The following is a 16,473-nucleotide window of genomic DNA, read 5'->3' as shown; positions in this document are numbered from 1 at the left end:
AATATCAGAGAAAGAGCAGGCACTTAGCCGCCCACCACCAAATTTGCGAGGTCTGATGAAACGATTAGAGGCGTTGGACGCGGCCCGGTTTTTGGCCTTTTGCGGCATGGTTTTGGTGAATTTCCGCATCGCCGCTGAGGTTGCACCAGGCACAGATTGGGCCTCGATCCTGATCAATGCACTTGAAGGGCGCGCAGCGGCTTTATTTGTTGTTCTGGCGGGGATCGGCATCGGGTTGTCGCGCATCCCGGCGGGAGTGCTGCTGTGCCGTGCTGCGTTTCTGTTTGTAATCGGCCTGATCAACATGACAGTGTTTGATGCCGATATCCTCCATTTCTACGCGCTCTATTTTGTGGTGGGGGCGATGTTTCTGACAGCCTCGCAACGCGGGTTATGGCTGGGCGCGCTGGGGATCGTTATGCTCGCGGTGATCGCCAATCTGGTTCTTGACTATGACCGGGGCTGGGATTGGCAGGCACTGGTTTATACCGACCTCTGGACCCTGCCCGGTTTTCTGCGCAACACAATGTTCAACGGCTGGCACCCGGTGCTGCCTTGGGCCGCTTTTCTGCTGATCGGGATGGCGATTGCGCGATCCGATATCCGGACGCTTTGCATTCAGCATCGGTTGATCATGTGGGGCTTTGGCGCTGCGGTGCTGGCGCTGTTTCCACAGATGATGACATCAGACCCTGAATTGGTCGCCTATCTGGGAACCGCATCCATCCCACCCGGACCGTTCTATATCGTGGCGGGGACCGGCACAGCCTGCGTCGTGATCGGTCTGCTGCTGAAACTCTGGCCAGTGGTCGAGCGCAGCCGGATCGGTCCGTTCCTGACCGCACCGGGGCGGCAGAGCCTGACGCTTTACATGGCGCATATTCTGATCGGGATGGGCCTGTTGGAAGGGTTAGGGTTGCTCGACGGGTCGCTGAGCGCACCGCAGATTGCGCTACTCGCGCTGCTTTTTTGCGCGCTGTCTTCAGTTTTTGCACGACTTTGGTCCCTTAGATTCAAGCGCGGCCCGTTAGAGGCGGTGATGCGGCGTGTGACCGAGCGCGCAAAGGGTTGACGTTGCCGTCGCAACGGGGCTTGGTGTCGGAAACGCACCGATAGGATAACCCATGTCGTTAGAACTCTGGCTGGCTTTTGTGGCCGCATCGACAGCGCTGCTGCTGATCCCCGGCCCCACCGTGTTGCTGGTACTCAGCTATGCGTTGTCGAAAGGGCGCAGCGTCGCCGTTGCCTCGGCGACCGGCGTGGCTCTGGGTGATCTGGTGGCGATGACTGCGTCGCTATTGGGATTGGGCGCGCTGGTGCTGGCCTCAGCCACTTTGTTCACTGTGCTGAAATGGGTTGGTGCTGTTTATCTGGTTTGGCTGGGCATCAAGCTGCTGCGCAGTGCACCTTCGGGCGGGTTGCAGGCTGTCGAGACCAAACGCGATGTCACCGCCCGCAGCGTTTTTGGCCACGCCGCGGCGGTAACCGCATTGAACCCGAAATCCATCGCGTTCTTCATCGCGTTCGTGCCGCAGTTTCTGCGCCCGGCGGACCCGCTCGGCCCGCAGTTCGCGATCCTGATTGCCACTTTTGTTGGCCTAGCTGGGCTGAACGCGCTGGCCTATGCGCTGCTGGCGGACCGGTTGCGCCGCATGATCGGGCGCGCAAGCGTCATCACCGCCATGACCCGGTTCGGAGGATTGACCTTGATCGGAATGGGCGTCGCCACCGCAGTCCTGCGTCGCCCGGCCTGAACTTATTCTTCCGCGTTTTCCTTCATGAATCCCCGGATGAACCGGCGGATTTCGCGGGCGGCTGACGTGTCCAGTTCCTTACACAGCTCTACAAATGCGTCCCGCTCATCCTTATCGAGACGCAGGACCAACTGACTGTTTTTCTTTGTGGATTTCTTTCCGTCTTTCTTAGCCACGCGCCCTGACCCCGTTCAGACCTTGATTCATATCGCGATGCAATGTATATACATAGCATAGAAAATGTAGATATCGGGCACATAACAACAAAAGTGAGATTAAAGCAATGAACCTTCATGTCGCGCAGGCTTTTCTTCTTCGGGATCAACGCAACTGGCGTAAACCGCACCTGTCATGGTTGCCGGACGCCTTGTATCGGTACTATGGCCTGCCAAACGTCATCAGCCGCCGCCGCAAGTAGCCGCAGGGCCCAAAGTTCTCTTGCATGACCGTCCCTGATGGGCCAAACACCCCCGCGTGTTTGATGCCAAAAGGGTGACCCATGTCCAGAAACAAAACGGTCAAGGATTACATTCGGACCATCGTCGATTTCCCGCATGAGGGGATCATGTTCCGCGATGTCACCACCCTGTTTGCCGACCCGCGCGGGTTCCGCATGGCGATTGACCAGATGCTGCACCCCTATGCGGGCGAACGGATCGACAAGGTTGTGGGCCTTGAGGCACGCGGCTTCATTCTGGGCGGCGCCATAGCGCACCAACTGAGCGTTGGTTTCGTGCCGATCCGCAAGAAAGGCAAACTGCCGGGCACCACGATCAGTCAGGATTATAAGCTGGAATATGGCGAGGCCATCGTGGAAATCCACGACGACGCCATCCAGCCGGGCGAGAAGATTCTGGTCGTCGACGATCTGCTGGCCACCGGCGGCACAGCTGCAGCCGGGATCAAACTGATCGAACGGCTGGGCGGAGAAATCATTTCCTGCGCGTTCATCATTGACCTGCCCGAATTGGGCGGGCGCAAAGTTCTGGAAGATCTGGGCATGGACGTGCATGTTCTGTGCGAGTTCGAAGGGCTCTGACCGTCACGCTTTTCACAAACTTGTGATTGGAATTTGGGCGGCCCGATGGCTTAGCGCGCAAGCCGCCTAATTCAAGAAACAAAAGCGTTCAAAATCTGTGATCCCCCAGCGACCCGACTGCGTAGATTGGTTGATGCCACTTAGGGCATTCTCAACCAGGGAACCTTATCATGTTGCGCAAATACGCTGTTGCCGGAGTAGCTGGCATTCTGTTGTCCACCGCAGCCCTCGCGGACGGCCACTCCAAAGATATCGTCGACACTGCGGTGAACGCGGGCAGCTTTGAAACGCTTGTTGCCGCGGTTCAGGCCGCCGAGCTGGTCGATACTTTGAAGGGTGAAGGCCCTTTCACTGTCTTTGCCCCCACCGATGAAGCGTTCGCTGCCCTGCCCGAAGGTACGGTGGAAAACCTGCTGAAGCCGGAAAACAAGGATCAGCTGGTCGCCATTCTGACCTATCACGTGGTGCCGGGTAAGGTGATGTCGGGCGATCTGTCCGACGATATGACCGCTGCAACCGTTCAGGGCGGAGATATCACGGTGGATCTGGATAACGGCGTGATGATCAATGACGCCAACGTCGTCCAGGCCGATATCGAGGCTGAAAATGGCGTGATCCATGTGATCGACAAAGTCATTTTGCCAGCGTCCTAACGCAGGATCGCGGCCTGGCCCTGTCCCGGGCCGCGGTCACCCCGGCAATACGGCGCCGGGGTTCATGATCCCGAGCGGGTCCAATGCATCCTTGATGGCACGCATCGCGCTCAACCTGACCGGATCGCCATACCGCGCCAAATCTTCCGTCTTCAGACGCCCGATACCATGTTCCGCGCTGACCGAGCCGCCAAACGCATGCACAAGGTCATGCACGGCGCGTTTGATTGCGGCCCTTTGCCCAACGTATTCCGCCCGGTCATGCCCCGGCGGAGGAAATACGTTGTAATGCAGATTACCGTCCCCCAGATGCCCAAAACAATTCAGGCGAAAAGACCCCAGCGCGGCGACGACCTTTTCACCCTGCCGAATAAACTCGGGGATGTCAGAGATCGGAACCGATATATCATGGCTGGACACGGACCCGATCAACCGGTTGGCTTCCGGTATGTTCTCGCGCACGGCCCAAAGCTCGGCACGTTGTGCCTCGCTCTGGGCAATCACGCCGTCATTGACCAACCCGCGTGCCTCGGCATTCGCATAGAGCATCTCAAGGATCTCAGAAGGGTCCTGCCCCTCTGACAGGCCGAGTTCGATCAGAACGGACCATTCGGGCTGCTCCGTAAAGGGTTGCCGGACATCAGGCAGAACCTCGGTCAGAAATTGCAAACCTTGCCGGTGGATCAGCTCGAAGGTACTGACAGCCTCGCCCACCCGATCGCGCGACAGTGACAGCAGGTCAATCGCCGCTTCAGGTGATGCCACCTGAAACATCGCCGTTCCGACCGCATTAGGTCGCGGAAACAGCTTCAAAGCCGCTGCGGTTATGATGCCCAGCGTTCCTTCTGACCCGATCAGAAGGTTGCGCAGATCAAAGCCGGTGTTGTCTTTGCGCAACCGGCTCAGCCCATGCCAGATCTCGCCACTGGGCAAAACCGCCTCAAGCCCTAGGCACAGATCGCGCGCGTTGCCATAGCGCAGCACGTTCACTCCGCCCGCATTGGTGGCCAGATTGCCGCCGATCCGGCAAGAGCCCTGCGCCGCCAGCGACAGCGGGAACAACAGGTCAGCCTGTTCTGCTGCGGCCTGTATATCCTCCAGGATCGCACCACCCTCGGCGATCATTATGTTCTCGGTTGGATAGATCGCACGGATCGCGGTCATGCGCTCCAGTGACAGGATCAAGGGCACGGGACCCTCTGCCATCACTTGACCGCCAACCAGCCCGGTCCCGCCGCCATAAGGCACAACCGGGACTCGCGCTTCATGCGCATATCGCACAAGCGCCGAGACTTCCTCGACCGAGCGCGGCATCGCCAGCAAACCGCCCTGACCGATAAACCGACGACGCGGTTCTTCAAGATAGCGATCCTCAAGCGGGCGCAGCACATCGTTGCCGAGCGCATTGCGGATAACGCGGGCAAAATTTTCATCGGCAGGATTCAGTTCCATACCCCATCCCTGCCAAAGGCAATCACCAGCGGCAAGCCCTATTCCAGATCGATCAGATATTGCGGCTCCAACACCACCACGGTGGGACGGTCCGGCAAGGTCCGCAGCGAGACGACGATCTCGGACACCCCATCGCGCTGCACCGGAAACGTATCCCGGATATCCACCAGAAACCGCTCCAGCGAAAATCCCGAGAACCAGTGCATCGGTATGATCACCGAGCTTTTCAGCCGTTTCAGCACCTCGATCATCTCGGGCAACGGCATCGTCGTGCCGCCATCCACCGCTGCCATGACCACATCCAGCCGCCCAAGCGCCGCAAACTGCTCGTCCGAGGGGATATGATGCAGATGACCCAGATGCCCGATACACAGCCCCTCTACTTCGAACACGAAGATCGAATTCCCGCGTTCCTCGACCCCACCATAGGTTGACCGAATGTCGGTCGAGACATTGCGCACCAGCATCTCACCCAGATCGAGGTAGTGGTCGACCCCCTGCCCGAACTCGCCCCAGCCCGGCAAGACATGTGGAATAGCTGGATCAGGGTACGCCGTCCAATGGGTGCTATGCGCGTGATTCATGGTCACCACATCCGGAATCAGATCGGCGCCTCCGATGAACCCGGTAAAATCCGTAACCGCATTCAACCCGCCCTGTGTCTGGATCAGAAACGAGGCATGGGCGACATAGCTGATCCGCACCGAAAACTCGGGCACCGGATCCTGCCAGGCCGCCTTGTGCAGATACTCGATCCCGGGCGCCGCATCCGCGATAGCTATGCAATGGCTTGGCCGACGCTCCTGCGCCACCGCCCCGCCTGCAAACATCATCAGCCCAAAAACAATCCACCGCATGAAGGGAGTGTAGCGCAGAACGCAACCAAGTCATGCCCCTTGTTCATCTGGCCAAAAATATCCCGGGGGAGACGCGGCTTGCCGCGGCGGGGGCAGAGCCCCTACCCAGCGTCCGTCTTGCCCCGCCGATCGGACCGCAAAGAGGCATAGAGTACATGCGTCCGCCACCGCCCATTGATCTGCAGATAAGACTGCGCCACGCCTTCGTATTTGAACCCCGAGCTTTCCAACAACCCGCGAGAGGCCTTGTTTTCCGGAAGACAGGCCGCCTCGATCCGGCTCAGATCCAGCCGGGTAAAGGCGTAATGCACAACCGCCCCGATCGCCTCACGCATGAAGCCCTGCCGCGCATAGGTCTCACCGGTCCAATAGCCCAGCGTTCCCGCCTGCGCCGGACCCCGCCGTATATTGTCCAGCGTGATCGCCCCCAGCAGCACATCATCGCTGCGGCGGAACAGAAACAACGGGATCGCCGTTCCACTGGCCACGGAACGCTGCGCCCAATAGACCCGGTTAGTAAACGATTTGCGGCTCAGATGATCGTTGGCCCAGACCGGCTCCCACGGCACCAGATAATCTTTCGACGACCGCCGCAGCGCGGTCCAGTCGTTGAAGTCGGAATGTATGGGCGGGCGCAGAGTCAGGCGCTCGGTTTCGAGTTTCAGCTTGCGTCTGCCTAACAGCATCACGCCGCACGCCTCTCCTGCAATTCCGTCAGTGTCGGTGCACCCGAGACCGGACCATAAAGCGCCAGCGCGGCCGGGGCCTGTACCGCCATGCTTTCGGCAAAGGCGCGCACATCCTCGGTGCTGACCGCATCGATTTTGGCCACAGTATCGTCAAGCGAGGGCACCCGCCCCCAAATCTGCACCAGACGCGCCAGACGTTCGGCCCGGTTCGACGGGCTTTCCAGCCCCATCAGCATCCCGGCCTTCATCTGCGCGCGGGCGCGGGCAACCTCTTCAGCGCTCATGTCTTCGGCTGCGCGCTTCATTTCATCGATGGTGATGGTGGCCAATTCCGCGACCTGATCCGCAGATGTCCCGGCATAGATCGTCGTGGTACCGGTATCCGCATAGGCCCCGGTCTGTGCGAAGATCGTATAGCACAGCCCCCGCGTTTCGCGCACTTCCTGAAACAGGCGCGAGGACATGCCGCCACCCAGAGCGGTCGAGTAAATCTGGGCCGTATAGATCGCATCATCGCGATAGCCCGGACTCTCCAGGGCCAGCGCAAAATGGGCCTGTTCCAGCTCCTTCTCCTGCCGTGCCTCACCGCCGGTGAACCGGCCCGCCTCGGGGACAAGGCCCTTTCTCGGCTGCAGATGCCCGAACATCTCTTCGGCCATTTTCTTCAGCGCATCGTGGTCCACAGCTCCAGCTGCAGACAGGATCATCTGTTCCGGCCCATAGTGCTCAGCCACAAAACCCGACAAGTCCTCACGGGAAAACGCACTGACGCGCTCGGTCGGGCCCAGAATGGTGCGGCCAAGGGGTTGGTCGTGATAGCTCTGCTCTTGCAGCCAGTCAAAGATCACATCGTCAGGTGTGTCATAGGCCTGACCGATTTCCTGCAGGATCACGCCGCGCTCGACCTCGATCTCACGCGGATCAAAGACCGGGTTCAGAACGATGTCGCCGATCACGTCCATCGCCAGCGCCACGTCGTCCTTCAGAACGCGCGCATAATAGGCCGTCACCTCGCGTGAGGTATAGGCGTTGATATAGCCGCCCACATCCTCGATCGCCTCGGCGATTTGCAGCGCGGAACGGCGCTCGGTTCCCTTGAACGCCATATGCTCAAGGAAATGGGCGATGCCATTCTGCTCGATCCGTTCATGCCGCCCACCGGCGGTCACCCAGATGCCGATGGCCGCAGATTGCAGCCCCGGCATATGTTCACTGACGATACGAAAGCCGTTCTTCAGTTGGTCCTGTCTGACTGTCACTCAGCGATATGCCTTCTGATATGATCCTCAAGGGTGCCCAGATCGTTGGCAATCCGTGTCACCCGTTCCGGACGTTCATACAGATCAGACATGCGGGATGGAAGAGGCGGATGTTCGCCGCTTGCCTTCTCGACCGCCGCCGGGAATTTCGCGGGGTGCGCGGTGGCCAGAGTGATCATCGGAACGTCTGCGGAGCGATGTTCTTCGGCGACCTTGATCCCAACGGCGGTGTGCGGGCAGACCAGTTCCGCACTGTGAGCCAGCGTGTGTTTGATTGTCTCAAGCGTTTCATCCTCGGACACGCGACCCGAGTCGAAGCTCTCACGCAGCGCTTCCATCGCGCCTTGGCTGACGTTGAAGCCACCGTTCTTCAGTTCATCCATCAACTGAGCAACGGCACCGCCATCCTCGCCATAGGCATAATACAGCGCGCGTTCAAAGTTCGAGCTGACCTGAATATCCATCGACGGGCTGATTGAGGGGATCGTATCGCCCTTGAAATACCCCTCGCCCGAGAGGCAACGGTGCAGAATGTCGTTCTGGTTGGTCGCCACCACCAGACGATCGATGGGCAGGCCCATACGCTTGGCCAAGTAGCCTGCAAAGATATCGCCAAAGTTGCCGGTCGGCACGGTAAAGCTGACCTTGCGATGCGGCGCGCCGAGGCTGACGGCGGCCGAGAAATAATAAACGATCTGCGCCAGCACGCGGGCGAAGTTGATCGAATTGACGCCTGCAAGCTTCACACCGTCGCGGAATTCGAAATCGTTGAACATGTCTTTCAGCGCAGCCTGACAGTCATCGAAGTCGCCATCCACGGCCAAAGCGTGCACATTGCTGTCGGCGGGCGTTGTCATCTGACGGCGCTGCACCTCGGAAACACGGCCATGCGGGAAAAGGATGAACACATCCACCGCATCCAACCCTCGAAACGCCTCAATAGCAGCTGAGCCGGTATCGCCGCTGGTCGCGCCCACGATGGTCACGCGATCCCCGCGGCGTTTCAGGGCCACTTGGAACAGCTGACCAATCAGCTGCATCGCAAAATCCTTGAAGGCCAATGTCGGGCCATGGAACAATTCCAGCAGGAAGTGGTTCTCGTTCAACTGCTTCAACGGCGCGCGGGCGTCATGGCCAAAGCCTTCGTAAGCGCGGGCAATGATCGCCTTGAACTCGTCCTCGGCGAATGAGCCGCTGACATAGGGCCACATGACGCGAAACGCGATTTCCTCGTAAGGCAGACCGGCCAGAGCGGCGATCTCGTCCTGTGTCATCACCGGAATCTCGGCGGGCAAGTACAGGCCCCCGTCACGGGCAAGCCCGGTCAGCATCGCCTCTTCAAAGGTCAGTTCGGGCGCTTGCCCACGGGTCGAGATGTATTTCATATCGCGTCACTCTCAGAATTGGCGCGGTTGCGCCACAGGAAGTATCCGGTCATCGCAGCCCAGACCAGGGCCAGGCCAAACCAGGTGATTGCATATTGCAGGTGATCGTTCGGGATGCCCGCCGTGTCCACAGGCAAAGGCGTCACATTCGGGTCGGTTTCAGACCGGGCAATCAGCAGCACAGGCTCGGTCTTCAACGCCGCAGCCAGAGAGGGCGCATCCCGCGCGAACCAGATGTTGCTGCTGGTATCCGCCTCGGGGGTATAGCTGTCCACTTCATCCGGCCAGTGCAGGTTTCCCGTGATCTCCATCGGCCCGGTCAGCCGTTCGGTCTGTTTCGCGGTCGTCGGTACAAAACCCCGGTCCACCAAGATTGCCCGATCTTCGCTGCGGAAAGCCTGAATGATCCGGTACCCTGCCCCCACCTGCTTGACCGAAACCAGGACATGGATTTCACCCGGAAGCATCTCGCCGGTTACGGTCACGGGCAGGTACTTGTCTGCATCTTCCGAAACCGCTTCGGGCAAGGTCACCGGAGCTGCCGCGATACGGGCATCGATCTCGGCAAGTATGCTCTGTTTCCATGCCAGTCGCTGAATCTGCCAGGTGCCCAGCGACAGCAATATGCCCAATCCGGCAAGGCCGATGATCAGCAGGAACAGGGTGCGGCGCATGTCAGGGTAAAACCTCGTATCGGGAACCGGCGTCTTGTTAAGGCGCGCGCGGGCTGAATTGCAACCATGCAATTGTACGGGGCGCAATCTTGCGCCCCTAATCGAGAAAAAGCCGCCCCAGAGGGGCGGCTTTTGCAATTGAATCACCTGACGCGACTTACATCAGCGGGGCCTGACCCCAGATGTAGACGGCGAAGAACAGGAACAGCCAGACGACGTCGACAAAGTGCCAGTACCAGGCCGCAGCTTCGAAACCGACATGTTTCTCGGGGGTAAAGTCACCTTTCAGCGCCCGGATCAGGCAGACCGACAAGAAGATCGTCCCGATGATCACATGCGCACCGTGGAAACCGGTCGCCATGAAGAAGTTCGAGTAGAACTGGTCGCCACCAAACTTCCAACCTTCATGAGCCAGCAGTTCGTAATATTCGAATCCCTGCAGCGCGGTAAAGGCGATGCCCAGCGCGATCCCGATCGCCAGACCCTGCACCAGCGCCTTGCGGTCATTGTTATGTACCAGCGCATGGTGCGCCCATGTGATCGCACAGCCCGACAGCAGCAGGACCAGAGTGTTGATCAGCGGCAGGTGGAATGGGTCGACCGCATGGATGTCCGGCTGGATGTACTCGGTGCCAGCATAGTCGTACATCGGATACATGCGGTGTTTGAAGAACGACCAGAACCAGGCGAAGAAGAACATCACCTCGGACATCACGAAGAGGATGAAACCATAGCGCAGGCCGATGCGCACAACCGGCGTATGATCGCCCTGGCGGCTTTCGACCACCACTTCGGACCACCAGGCAAACATGGTGTACAGAACACCGATCAGCCCCATCCAGAAGATCCACGGAGTCACCCCGTGCATCCACAGAACAGCTCCGAACAGCATCACAAAGCCGGCCGCCGCGCCGACCAGTGGCCAGATCGACGGGTTCAGAATGTGATAATCATGGTCTTTTGCGTGTGCCATCAGCGTCCCTCACCTACAGGCGTTAGTTCTTGTTTGTATCAGCCTGCACGTCAAGGGCGGCATAGCCCTCGGGCAGGTCAATTTCGTAGAATGTATACGACAGCGTGATCGTATGAACATACTTGGCTTCCAGATCTTCGACCATTTCGGGGTCGACGAAAAAAGTCACCGGCATCTCAACCCGTTCACCGGGTTGCAGTACCTGCTCTTCAAAGCAGAAACAGGCGATTTTCTGGAAATATCCACCCGCCGAATAAGGCGCGACATTGTAAGACGCCTGCCCGGCAATCGGGCGATCGGTGGGGTTGTAGGCCTCATAGAAGGCCAGACCGGTCTCACCGATACGCACCTCCATTTCGCGCTCGACCGGCTTGAACTCCCAGTCCATGTCCTTGGCCTTTGAGGCGTCAAAGCGCACGGTGATGGTGCGATCCAGAATATCCTCGGGTGCTGTTTCTGCCACGCCGGTGGTGCCACCAAATCCGGTAACCCGGCAGAACCAGTCATAGAACGGCACTGCCGCCCAAGCGAGGCTGCCCATCAGCACCACAACACCCACAGTCTGGGCAACGGTCTTCTGAGGACCCGAAAGCGCCATCAGTTCTGCACCTCTTGCGTCGCCATGTTGAAATCCGTGCCCGACACCTTCACGACGGTCAGACCAAAGATGATCACGATGAAGGCTGCCAGCGTCAGGCCTACGCCCAGATTGCGGCTAAACCGGCGCTGGTGAAGCTCATGGGTTTTGCGCAGGCTCATGACCAGCCTCCCAATCCATAGGGTTTCAGCAGGGCCTCAACGAGGATCGCACCGAAATGAAGGAAGAGATACAGCAGCGACAGCTTGAAGAAGCTGCGCTCCACCTTGAAATTGTCAGCCTCTGAGTCATCCTCGCTGCGGCGGGAAATCAGCCACGCACCGCGCAGGAACAGAGCGTTCATCACCACGGCAACAGTCAGGTAGATCGGCCCGCCAATGCCCGAGAAGGCTGTGCCGACGGCCAGCAGGGCCAGCAGAGCCGTATAGACCAGAATATGCCAGCGCGTCGCCCGACGTCCATGAGTCACAGTCAGCATCGGCACGCCCGCATCGTCGTAATCCGAACGCATGAACAGCGCCAACGCCCAGAAATGCGGCGGCGTCCACATGAAGGTCAGAGCAAACATCAGCCACGGTTCGATCGACATTGATCCCGTCGCGGCGACCCAGCCGATCACCGGCGGGAACGCCCCGGCCGCGCCACCGATCACGATGTTCTGCGGGGTCGAGCGCTTGAGCCACATGGTGTAGACGGCGACATAGAAGAAAATGGTGAAACCCAGGAACGCGCCTGCAAACCAGTTCGTCGCCAAGCCGAGCATGATGACGGACAGGCCGGACAGAGCCAGACCCAGCGCCAATGCCTCACCCTCTTCGACCTTGCCGGACGGGATCGGGCGGCCTTTGGTGCGCTTCATGACACGGTCGATATCCGCGTCCCACCACATGTTCAGCGCACCCGATGCGCCGCCACCGATAGCAATGAACAAAATGGCGCAAAACCCGACAAACGGATGCACAGGAACCGGCGCGGCCAGCAGCCCGACCAGAGCGGTGAACACCACCAGCGACATCACGCGCGGCTTCAGCAAGGCGAAATAATCACCAAAGCCCGCCTCATCCGCACGGGGTTGTGCAGAAACGGTGCTGGCATTGAAGCTTGCGTCGCTCATATCCGGTCCTTCTGGGGCAAAAGCCGCGCGATTACCGCGCAGCCCGCTTGTGTTTACCTAGCCCGCGATGGGCTTAGTTCGAGGCCACCTGGTAAGCAGCAGGCTGACCTGCATACTCTTCCAGAGCACCTTGCAGCCATTCTTCATAGGCTTCTTCGCTGACCACTTTCACCGTGATCGGCATATAGGCATGGTCCTTGCCGCACAGTTCCGAGCACTGGCCGAAATAGACGCCTTCCTTGTCGGCCTGGAACCACAGCTCGGCCAGGCGACCTGGTACACCGTCCTGCTTCACGCCAAAGGAAGGGATGGCCCAAGAGTGGATCACGTCCGACGCCGTGACCTGCATCACGATGATCTTGCCAACCGGTACGACAACAGCCGTGTCGGTGGCCAGAAGCCATTCATCGTCGCCATAACCGGAATCCGCGAGCTTCGCACGCATCGCATCGTCCAGAACAAACGGCGTTACGTCGGCATCCGCCGGGCGCGCGCCCTCATCCAGAGTGGCCGGATGGCCCAGAAGATAGCTGTCGAAGGCAAAATCGTGATCCACATATTCGTAGGTCCAGTACCACTGGTTGCCCACGACTTTGATCACCACGTCACCTTCCGGAATTTCCTGCTGCTTGAACAGCACCGGCAGCGAAAACGCTCCGATAAAGACCAGAATCAGGATCGGGCCAAGCGTCCACGCAATCTCAACCGGGGTGTAGTGCGAGAATCGCGCAGGATTCGGGTTGACGCGCTGGTTGTAGCGCATGATGCAGTACACCAGCAGACCCGCGACCAGCAGGCAGATTGCGGTGATGATCACGAGAATCATTCCGTCCAACCGCTGGATACCTTCCGCGAGGCTTGTCGCGGCAGGCTGGAAACCCATGCCACCATCGACCGGCTTGCCAATAATCTCAAGCTCCTGAGCCATGGCTGGAAGGCTGGAGAGGGCTGTTGCAAGCCCCGAAAGCATCAAAGCATTCTTCATGTTCTGTCCTGATCGTTTGATCTTTGCGTCCCTGGCGAAAAGGTGTGAATCGGTCGCACCTCTCCCGTTGTCTTTGGCCGCGTTAAAAACCATATTCCGGGAGGTAGATAAAGCAAAATGCTTGCGTCAAACAGACGCTATTTTTGATCTGGATCAAACCCGAAAGGTCGCAACCCATGACTCAGGCCCCATTTCGCCCTTTTGAGAGCACTCTTCCGCAAGACGAAGCGCTTGCTGTCTTGCAGTCCGCAACAGCCGGGGCCGAAGACGGAGAGCTTTTTGTCGAACGCCGAAAGTCCGAGTCTCTGGTGTTCGATGACGGGCGTCTGCGCACAGCATCTTATGACGCATCCGAAGGCTTCGGTCTACGCGCTGTTCAGGGCGAAGTGGCGGGATATGCTCATTCAACAGATGTTTCGATCCCTGCCCTGAAACGCGCCGCGGAAACGGCACGCCTTGCGGTAGGTGATGGTGGCGGTACGTTGGCTGAGCCTCCGCGATCAACCAATATCCGGCTTTATACGGATGAAGATCCCATCGAATCTGCCGATTTCCCAGTCAAGATAGAGACCCTGCGTGCGGTTGACGCCTTTGCCCGCGATCTGGACCCGCGCGTGGTGCAGGTCAGCGCCACCATCGCTGCCGCAGTTCAAGAAGTTGAAATTCTGCGCCCCGACGGTGTGCTGGTGCGCGATGTGCGCCCGATGACACGCCTGAATGTTTCGGTCATCGTCGAACAGAACGGACGACGTGAGAGCGGCTCGGCCGGGGGCGGAGGTCGTGTGGGGCTGGACGGCCTGATCGACCCTGCTGACTGGCAGGACAAGACACGCGAGGCGCTACGGATTGCACTAGTGAACCTAGATGCAATCCCCGCACCCGCCGGTGTGATGGAGGTTGCGCTTGGCCCCGGCTGGCCCGGTATCCTGTTGCACGAAGCCATCGGCCACGGGCTTGAAGGCGATTTCAATCGCAAGGGAAGCTCGGCCTTTGCTGGTCTGATGGGGCAGCAGATTGCCTCAAAGGGCGTCACTGTGGTGGATGATGGCACCATCGCTGATCGGCGCGGCTCGATAACCGTGGATGACGAAGGCACACCAAGCTCGCGAACGGTGCTGATTGAGGACGGTATCCTGACCGGTTACATGCAAGACCGCCAGAACGCCCGCCTTATGGGGGTATCACCTACCGGGAACGGGCGCCGGCAGAGTTATGCGCACAAACCCATGCCACGCATGACCAATACCATCATGCTCGGCGGTGACTCCGATCCGGCGGCGCTGGTCGCCGATATCAAGGACGGAATCTGGGCCGTGGGATTCGGCGGCGGTCAGGTCGATATTACCAACGGCAAGTTCGTCTTCTCCTGCACCGAGGCCTACCGCGTCGAAAACGGCAAGATCGGCGCACCCGTTAAAGGTGCTACGTTGATTGGCGACGGGCCCTCGGCATTGAAGCGTATCCGCGGTCTGGGCAATGATATGGCATTGGATCCCGGCATGGGGACGTGCGGCAAAGACGGGCAATGGGTGCCGGTCGGTGTCGGGCAGCCAACCGTTTTGATGGATGGCCTGACTGTCGGTGGGTCTGCCGCCTGAGTCGGACCCAAGAAAAAATACATGGGCGCACCGTTAACACGTTACCCTTCCAATTCGCCTGAGCGCAATCCGTCCGCCAACCGGGCCAAGAAAATTCGCACGAATTTTCTCATCTATTTTCAAAACCATAGATAGATCTTCAACCAAATTCCTTCAACAAATCGCATCTAATTTTCCGCAATTTACAGGCTGTTAACCCCCGAACCCGTAAACCAGTTCTGCAATCAGGCGGAGCACCGGATGACCGAGGAGCAGCTTTCTTCCAATCACCCCCCACTCCCACCCACCACGGAAGAGGACCGGTTTTCGTGGCTTCGCCTGTTGCGCTCACGCAAGGTTGGCCCAGCGACATTTCGCAGGCTGCTGCGTGAACATGGATCGGCGCAGAACGCGCTGGTCGCGCTGCCCGAAATGGCACGCGCTGTCGGAATAGAAGGGTATGAAATCTGCCCTCCCGGCGTCATCGAGGCGGAGCTCAAGGCTGCAAAAGCCGCCAAGGCGCGGCTTTTGTGCCTTGGGGCCGCCGATTTTCCTGCTGCCTTGGATGATCTGAACGACGCTCCGCCCTTGCTATGGGCCGTCGGGGACATGTCGCTTCTTCAAAAACCTGCGATCGCCATGGTGGGAGCCCGCAATTGCTCCTCTCTTGGCGCGCGCATGGCGCGGGGGTTAGCCTCTGATCTGGGCAACAAAGGACATACCATCGTCTCAGGGCTGGCGCGCGGCATCGATACCGCAGCGCATCTGGCATCGTTGGAGACCGGCACAATAGCGGTCATGGCCGGGGGCGTTGATGTGATTTACCCGGCAGAGAACACCGATCTGGCGCATGATATCGCCCGCAAGGGTCTGCGCCTGTCCGAACAGCCGATGGGTATGACGCCCCAGGCGCGCCACTTCCCCCGCCGCAATCGCATTATATCGGGGCTGGCACAGGCGGTTGTCGTGGTTGAGGCTGCTGCCAAGTCAGGAAGCCTCATTACCGCCCGGGACGCTCTGGATCAGGGGCGCGAGGTGCTGGCTGTTCCAGGTCATCCTTTTGATGCAAGAGCCGCTGGATGCAATTTATTGATTCGCGACGGGGCAACGCTCGTGCGGTCCGCCGACGATGTTCTCGAAGCCCTGCCAGCACAGGTCGCGCATTTCTCGGAACCTGAAACGCCAACCGCAGCCCCCAAACGCAACCCTGTGCAGGCAATTCATGCGCAGATCCTCGATCGCCTTGGCCCTTCACCTATTGCCGAGGATCAGTTGCTGCGCGACATTGCCGCCACCGCCGGAGAGCTGGGCCCTGCACTGGTTGATCTTGAGCTTGAGGGGCGGATCCAGCGCCAACCGGGCGGGCTATTATCCCTGGCGAGCTGAGGCGCGTCCTTTGAATCGGCTGATGTTTTGATGCGCGCATATCGCTCAAATGCCCCCTAGCATGCTGAAATCACGCCG

18 protein-coding genes are annotated in these 16,473 nt (G+C 59.2%); 6 read left to right on the top strand and 12 right to left on the bottom strand.

The annotated features are described in order from the left end of the window. The first annotated feature begins 55 nt into the window (after positions 1-55). Positions 56-1,072 (top strand): DUF418 domain-containing protein, encoded by a 1,017-nt coding sequence (locus ACR3EM_RS02155; protein ID WP_480469177.1) that lies wholly within the window; start codon positions 56-58, stop codon positions 1,070-1,072. 52 nt (positions 1,073-1,124) lie between these two features. Continuing rightward, positions 1,125-1,754 carry a LysE family translocator gene (locus tag ACR3EM_RS02150; protein WP_480469176.1) on the top strand — a complete coding sequence of 210 codons (630 nt, stop codon included), beginning with the start codon at positions 1,125-1,127 and terminating at the stop codon, positions 1,752-1,754. A 2-nt stretch (positions 1,755-1,756) separates the two neighbouring features. Here ACR3EM_RS02150 and ACR3EM_RS02145 read toward each other — a convergent pair whose 3' ends face one another. After that, a complete protein-coding gene (locus ACR3EM_RS02145) occupies positions 1,757-1,930 on the bottom strand; it encodes a hypothetical protein (protein ID WP_480469175.1) in 174 nt (57 codons plus the stop codon). Positions 1,931-2,253: 323 nt separating this feature from the next. Here ACR3EM_RS02145 and ACR3EM_RS02140 point away from each other — a divergent pair, with 323 nt between their 5' ends. Together ACR3EM_RS02140 and ACR3EM_RS02135 are read left to right on the top strand one after the other, a co-directional pair. Further along, a complete protein-coding gene (locus ACR3EM_RS02140) occupies positions 2,254-2,793 on the top strand; it encodes an adenine phosphoribosyltransferase (RefSeq protein WP_480469174.1) in 540 nt (179 codons plus the stop codon). A gap of 170 nt (positions 2,794-2,963) precedes the next feature. After that, positions 2,964-3,446 carry a fasciclin domain-containing protein gene (locus tag ACR3EM_RS02135; protein WP_480469173.1) on the top strand — a complete coding sequence of 161 codons (483 nt, stop codon included), beginning with the start codon at positions 2,964-2,966 and terminating at the stop codon, positions 3,444-3,446. A 36-nt stretch (positions 3,447-3,482) separates the two neighbouring features. On the opposite strand, the gene ACR3EM_RS02130 is transcribed toward ACR3EM_RS02135, so the two are convergent. The 11 genes from ACR3EM_RS02130 to coxB all read right to left on the bottom strand — a co-directional run bounded on the left by ACR3EM_RS02130 (position 3,483) and on the right by coxB (position 13,432). Then, entirely contained in the window at positions 3,483-4,898 is a 1,416-nt protein-coding gene (locus ACR3EM_RS02130; protein WP_480469172.1) for an FAD-binding oxidoreductase, read from the bottom strand. A 38-nt stretch (positions 4,899-4,936) separates the two neighbouring features. Next, a complete protein-coding gene (locus ACR3EM_RS02125) occupies positions 4,937-5,755 on the bottom strand; it encodes an MBL fold metallo-hydrolase (protein WP_480469171.1) in 819 nt (272 codons plus the stop codon). 101 nt (positions 5,756-5,856) lie between these two features. Further along, entirely contained in the window at positions 5,857-6,441 is a 585-nt protein-coding gene (locus tag ACR3EM_RS02120; RefSeq protein WP_480469170.1) for a GNAT family N-acetyltransferase, read from the bottom strand. Further along, positions 6,441-7,703 (bottom strand): M16 family metallopeptidase, encoded by a 1,263-nt coding sequence (locus ACR3EM_RS02115; protein WP_480469169.1) that lies wholly within the window; start codon positions 7,701-7,703, stop codon positions 6,441-6,443. The genes ACR3EM_RS02120 and ACR3EM_RS02115 overlap by 1 nt, the downstream gene beginning before the upstream one ends. Further along, entirely contained in the window at positions 7,700-9,088 is a 1,389-nt protein-coding gene (thrC, locus tag ACR3EM_RS02110) for a threonine synthase (protein ID WP_480469168.1), read from the bottom strand. Before thrC ends, ACR3EM_RS02115 begins: the two co-directional genes overlap by 4 nt. Beyond that, positions 9,085-9,762, bottom strand: coding sequence for an SURF1 family protein (locus ACR3EM_RS02105; RefSeq protein WP_480469167.1), 678 nt, complete (start codon positions 9,760-9,762; stop codon positions 9,085-9,087). Before ACR3EM_RS02105 ends, thrC begins: the two co-directional genes overlap by 4 nt. Before the next feature lie 157 nt (positions 9,763-9,919). Beyond that, a complete protein-coding gene (locus ACR3EM_RS02100; protein WP_480469166.1) occupies positions 9,920-10,735 on the bottom strand; it encodes a cytochrome c oxidase subunit 3 in 816 nt (271 codons plus the stop codon). A 22-nt stretch (positions 10,736-10,757) separates the two neighbouring features. Continuing rightward, entirely contained in the window at positions 10,758-11,333 is a 576-nt protein-coding gene (locus ACR3EM_RS02095; protein ID WP_480469165.1) for a cytochrome c oxidase assembly protein, read from the bottom strand. Continuing rightward, positions 11,333-11,494, bottom strand: coding sequence for a hypothetical protein (locus tag ACR3EM_RS02090; RefSeq protein ID WP_480469164.1), 162 nt, complete (start codon positions 11,492-11,494; stop codon positions 11,333-11,335). Before ACR3EM_RS02090 ends, ACR3EM_RS02095 begins: the two co-directional genes overlap by 1 nt. After that, complete coding sequence (gene cyoE, locus ACR3EM_RS02085; RefSeq protein ID WP_480469163.1) at positions 11,491-12,447, bottom strand: heme o synthase; 957 nt, start codon at positions 12,445-12,447, stop codon at positions 11,491-11,493. Before cyoE ends, ACR3EM_RS02090 begins: the two co-directional genes overlap by 4 nt. A gap of 73 nt (positions 12,448-12,520) precedes the next feature. After that, positions 12,521-13,432: a cytochrome c oxidase subunit II gene (gene coxB / locus ACR3EM_RS02080; protein ID WP_480469162.1), complete on the bottom strand. Its 912-nt coding sequence runs from the start codon at positions 13,430-13,432 to the stop codon at positions 12,521-12,523. A 176-nt stretch (positions 13,433-13,608) separates the two neighbouring features. Between coxB and tldD the strand changes: the two genes are divergently transcribed. Together tldD and dprA are read left to right on the top strand one after the other, a co-directional pair. Further along, positions 13,609-15,030 (top strand): metalloprotease TldD, encoded by a 1,422-nt coding sequence (tldD, locus tag ACR3EM_RS02075; protein ID WP_480469161.1) that lies wholly within the window; start codon positions 13,609-13,611, stop codon positions 15,028-15,030. 240 nt (positions 15,031-15,270) lie between these two features. Continuing rightward, positions 15,271-16,395: a DNA-processing protein DprA gene (gene dprA, locus ACR3EM_RS02070; RefSeq protein ID WP_480469160.1), complete on the top strand. Its 1,125-nt coding sequence runs from the start codon at positions 15,271-15,273 to the stop codon at positions 16,393-16,395. Positions 16,396-16,473 lie beyond the last annotated feature (78 nt).

It is taken from the genome of Ruegeria sp. AH3, assembly GCF_056536265.1.
This window is presented reverse-complemented; position numbering and strand designations above follow the sequence as displayed.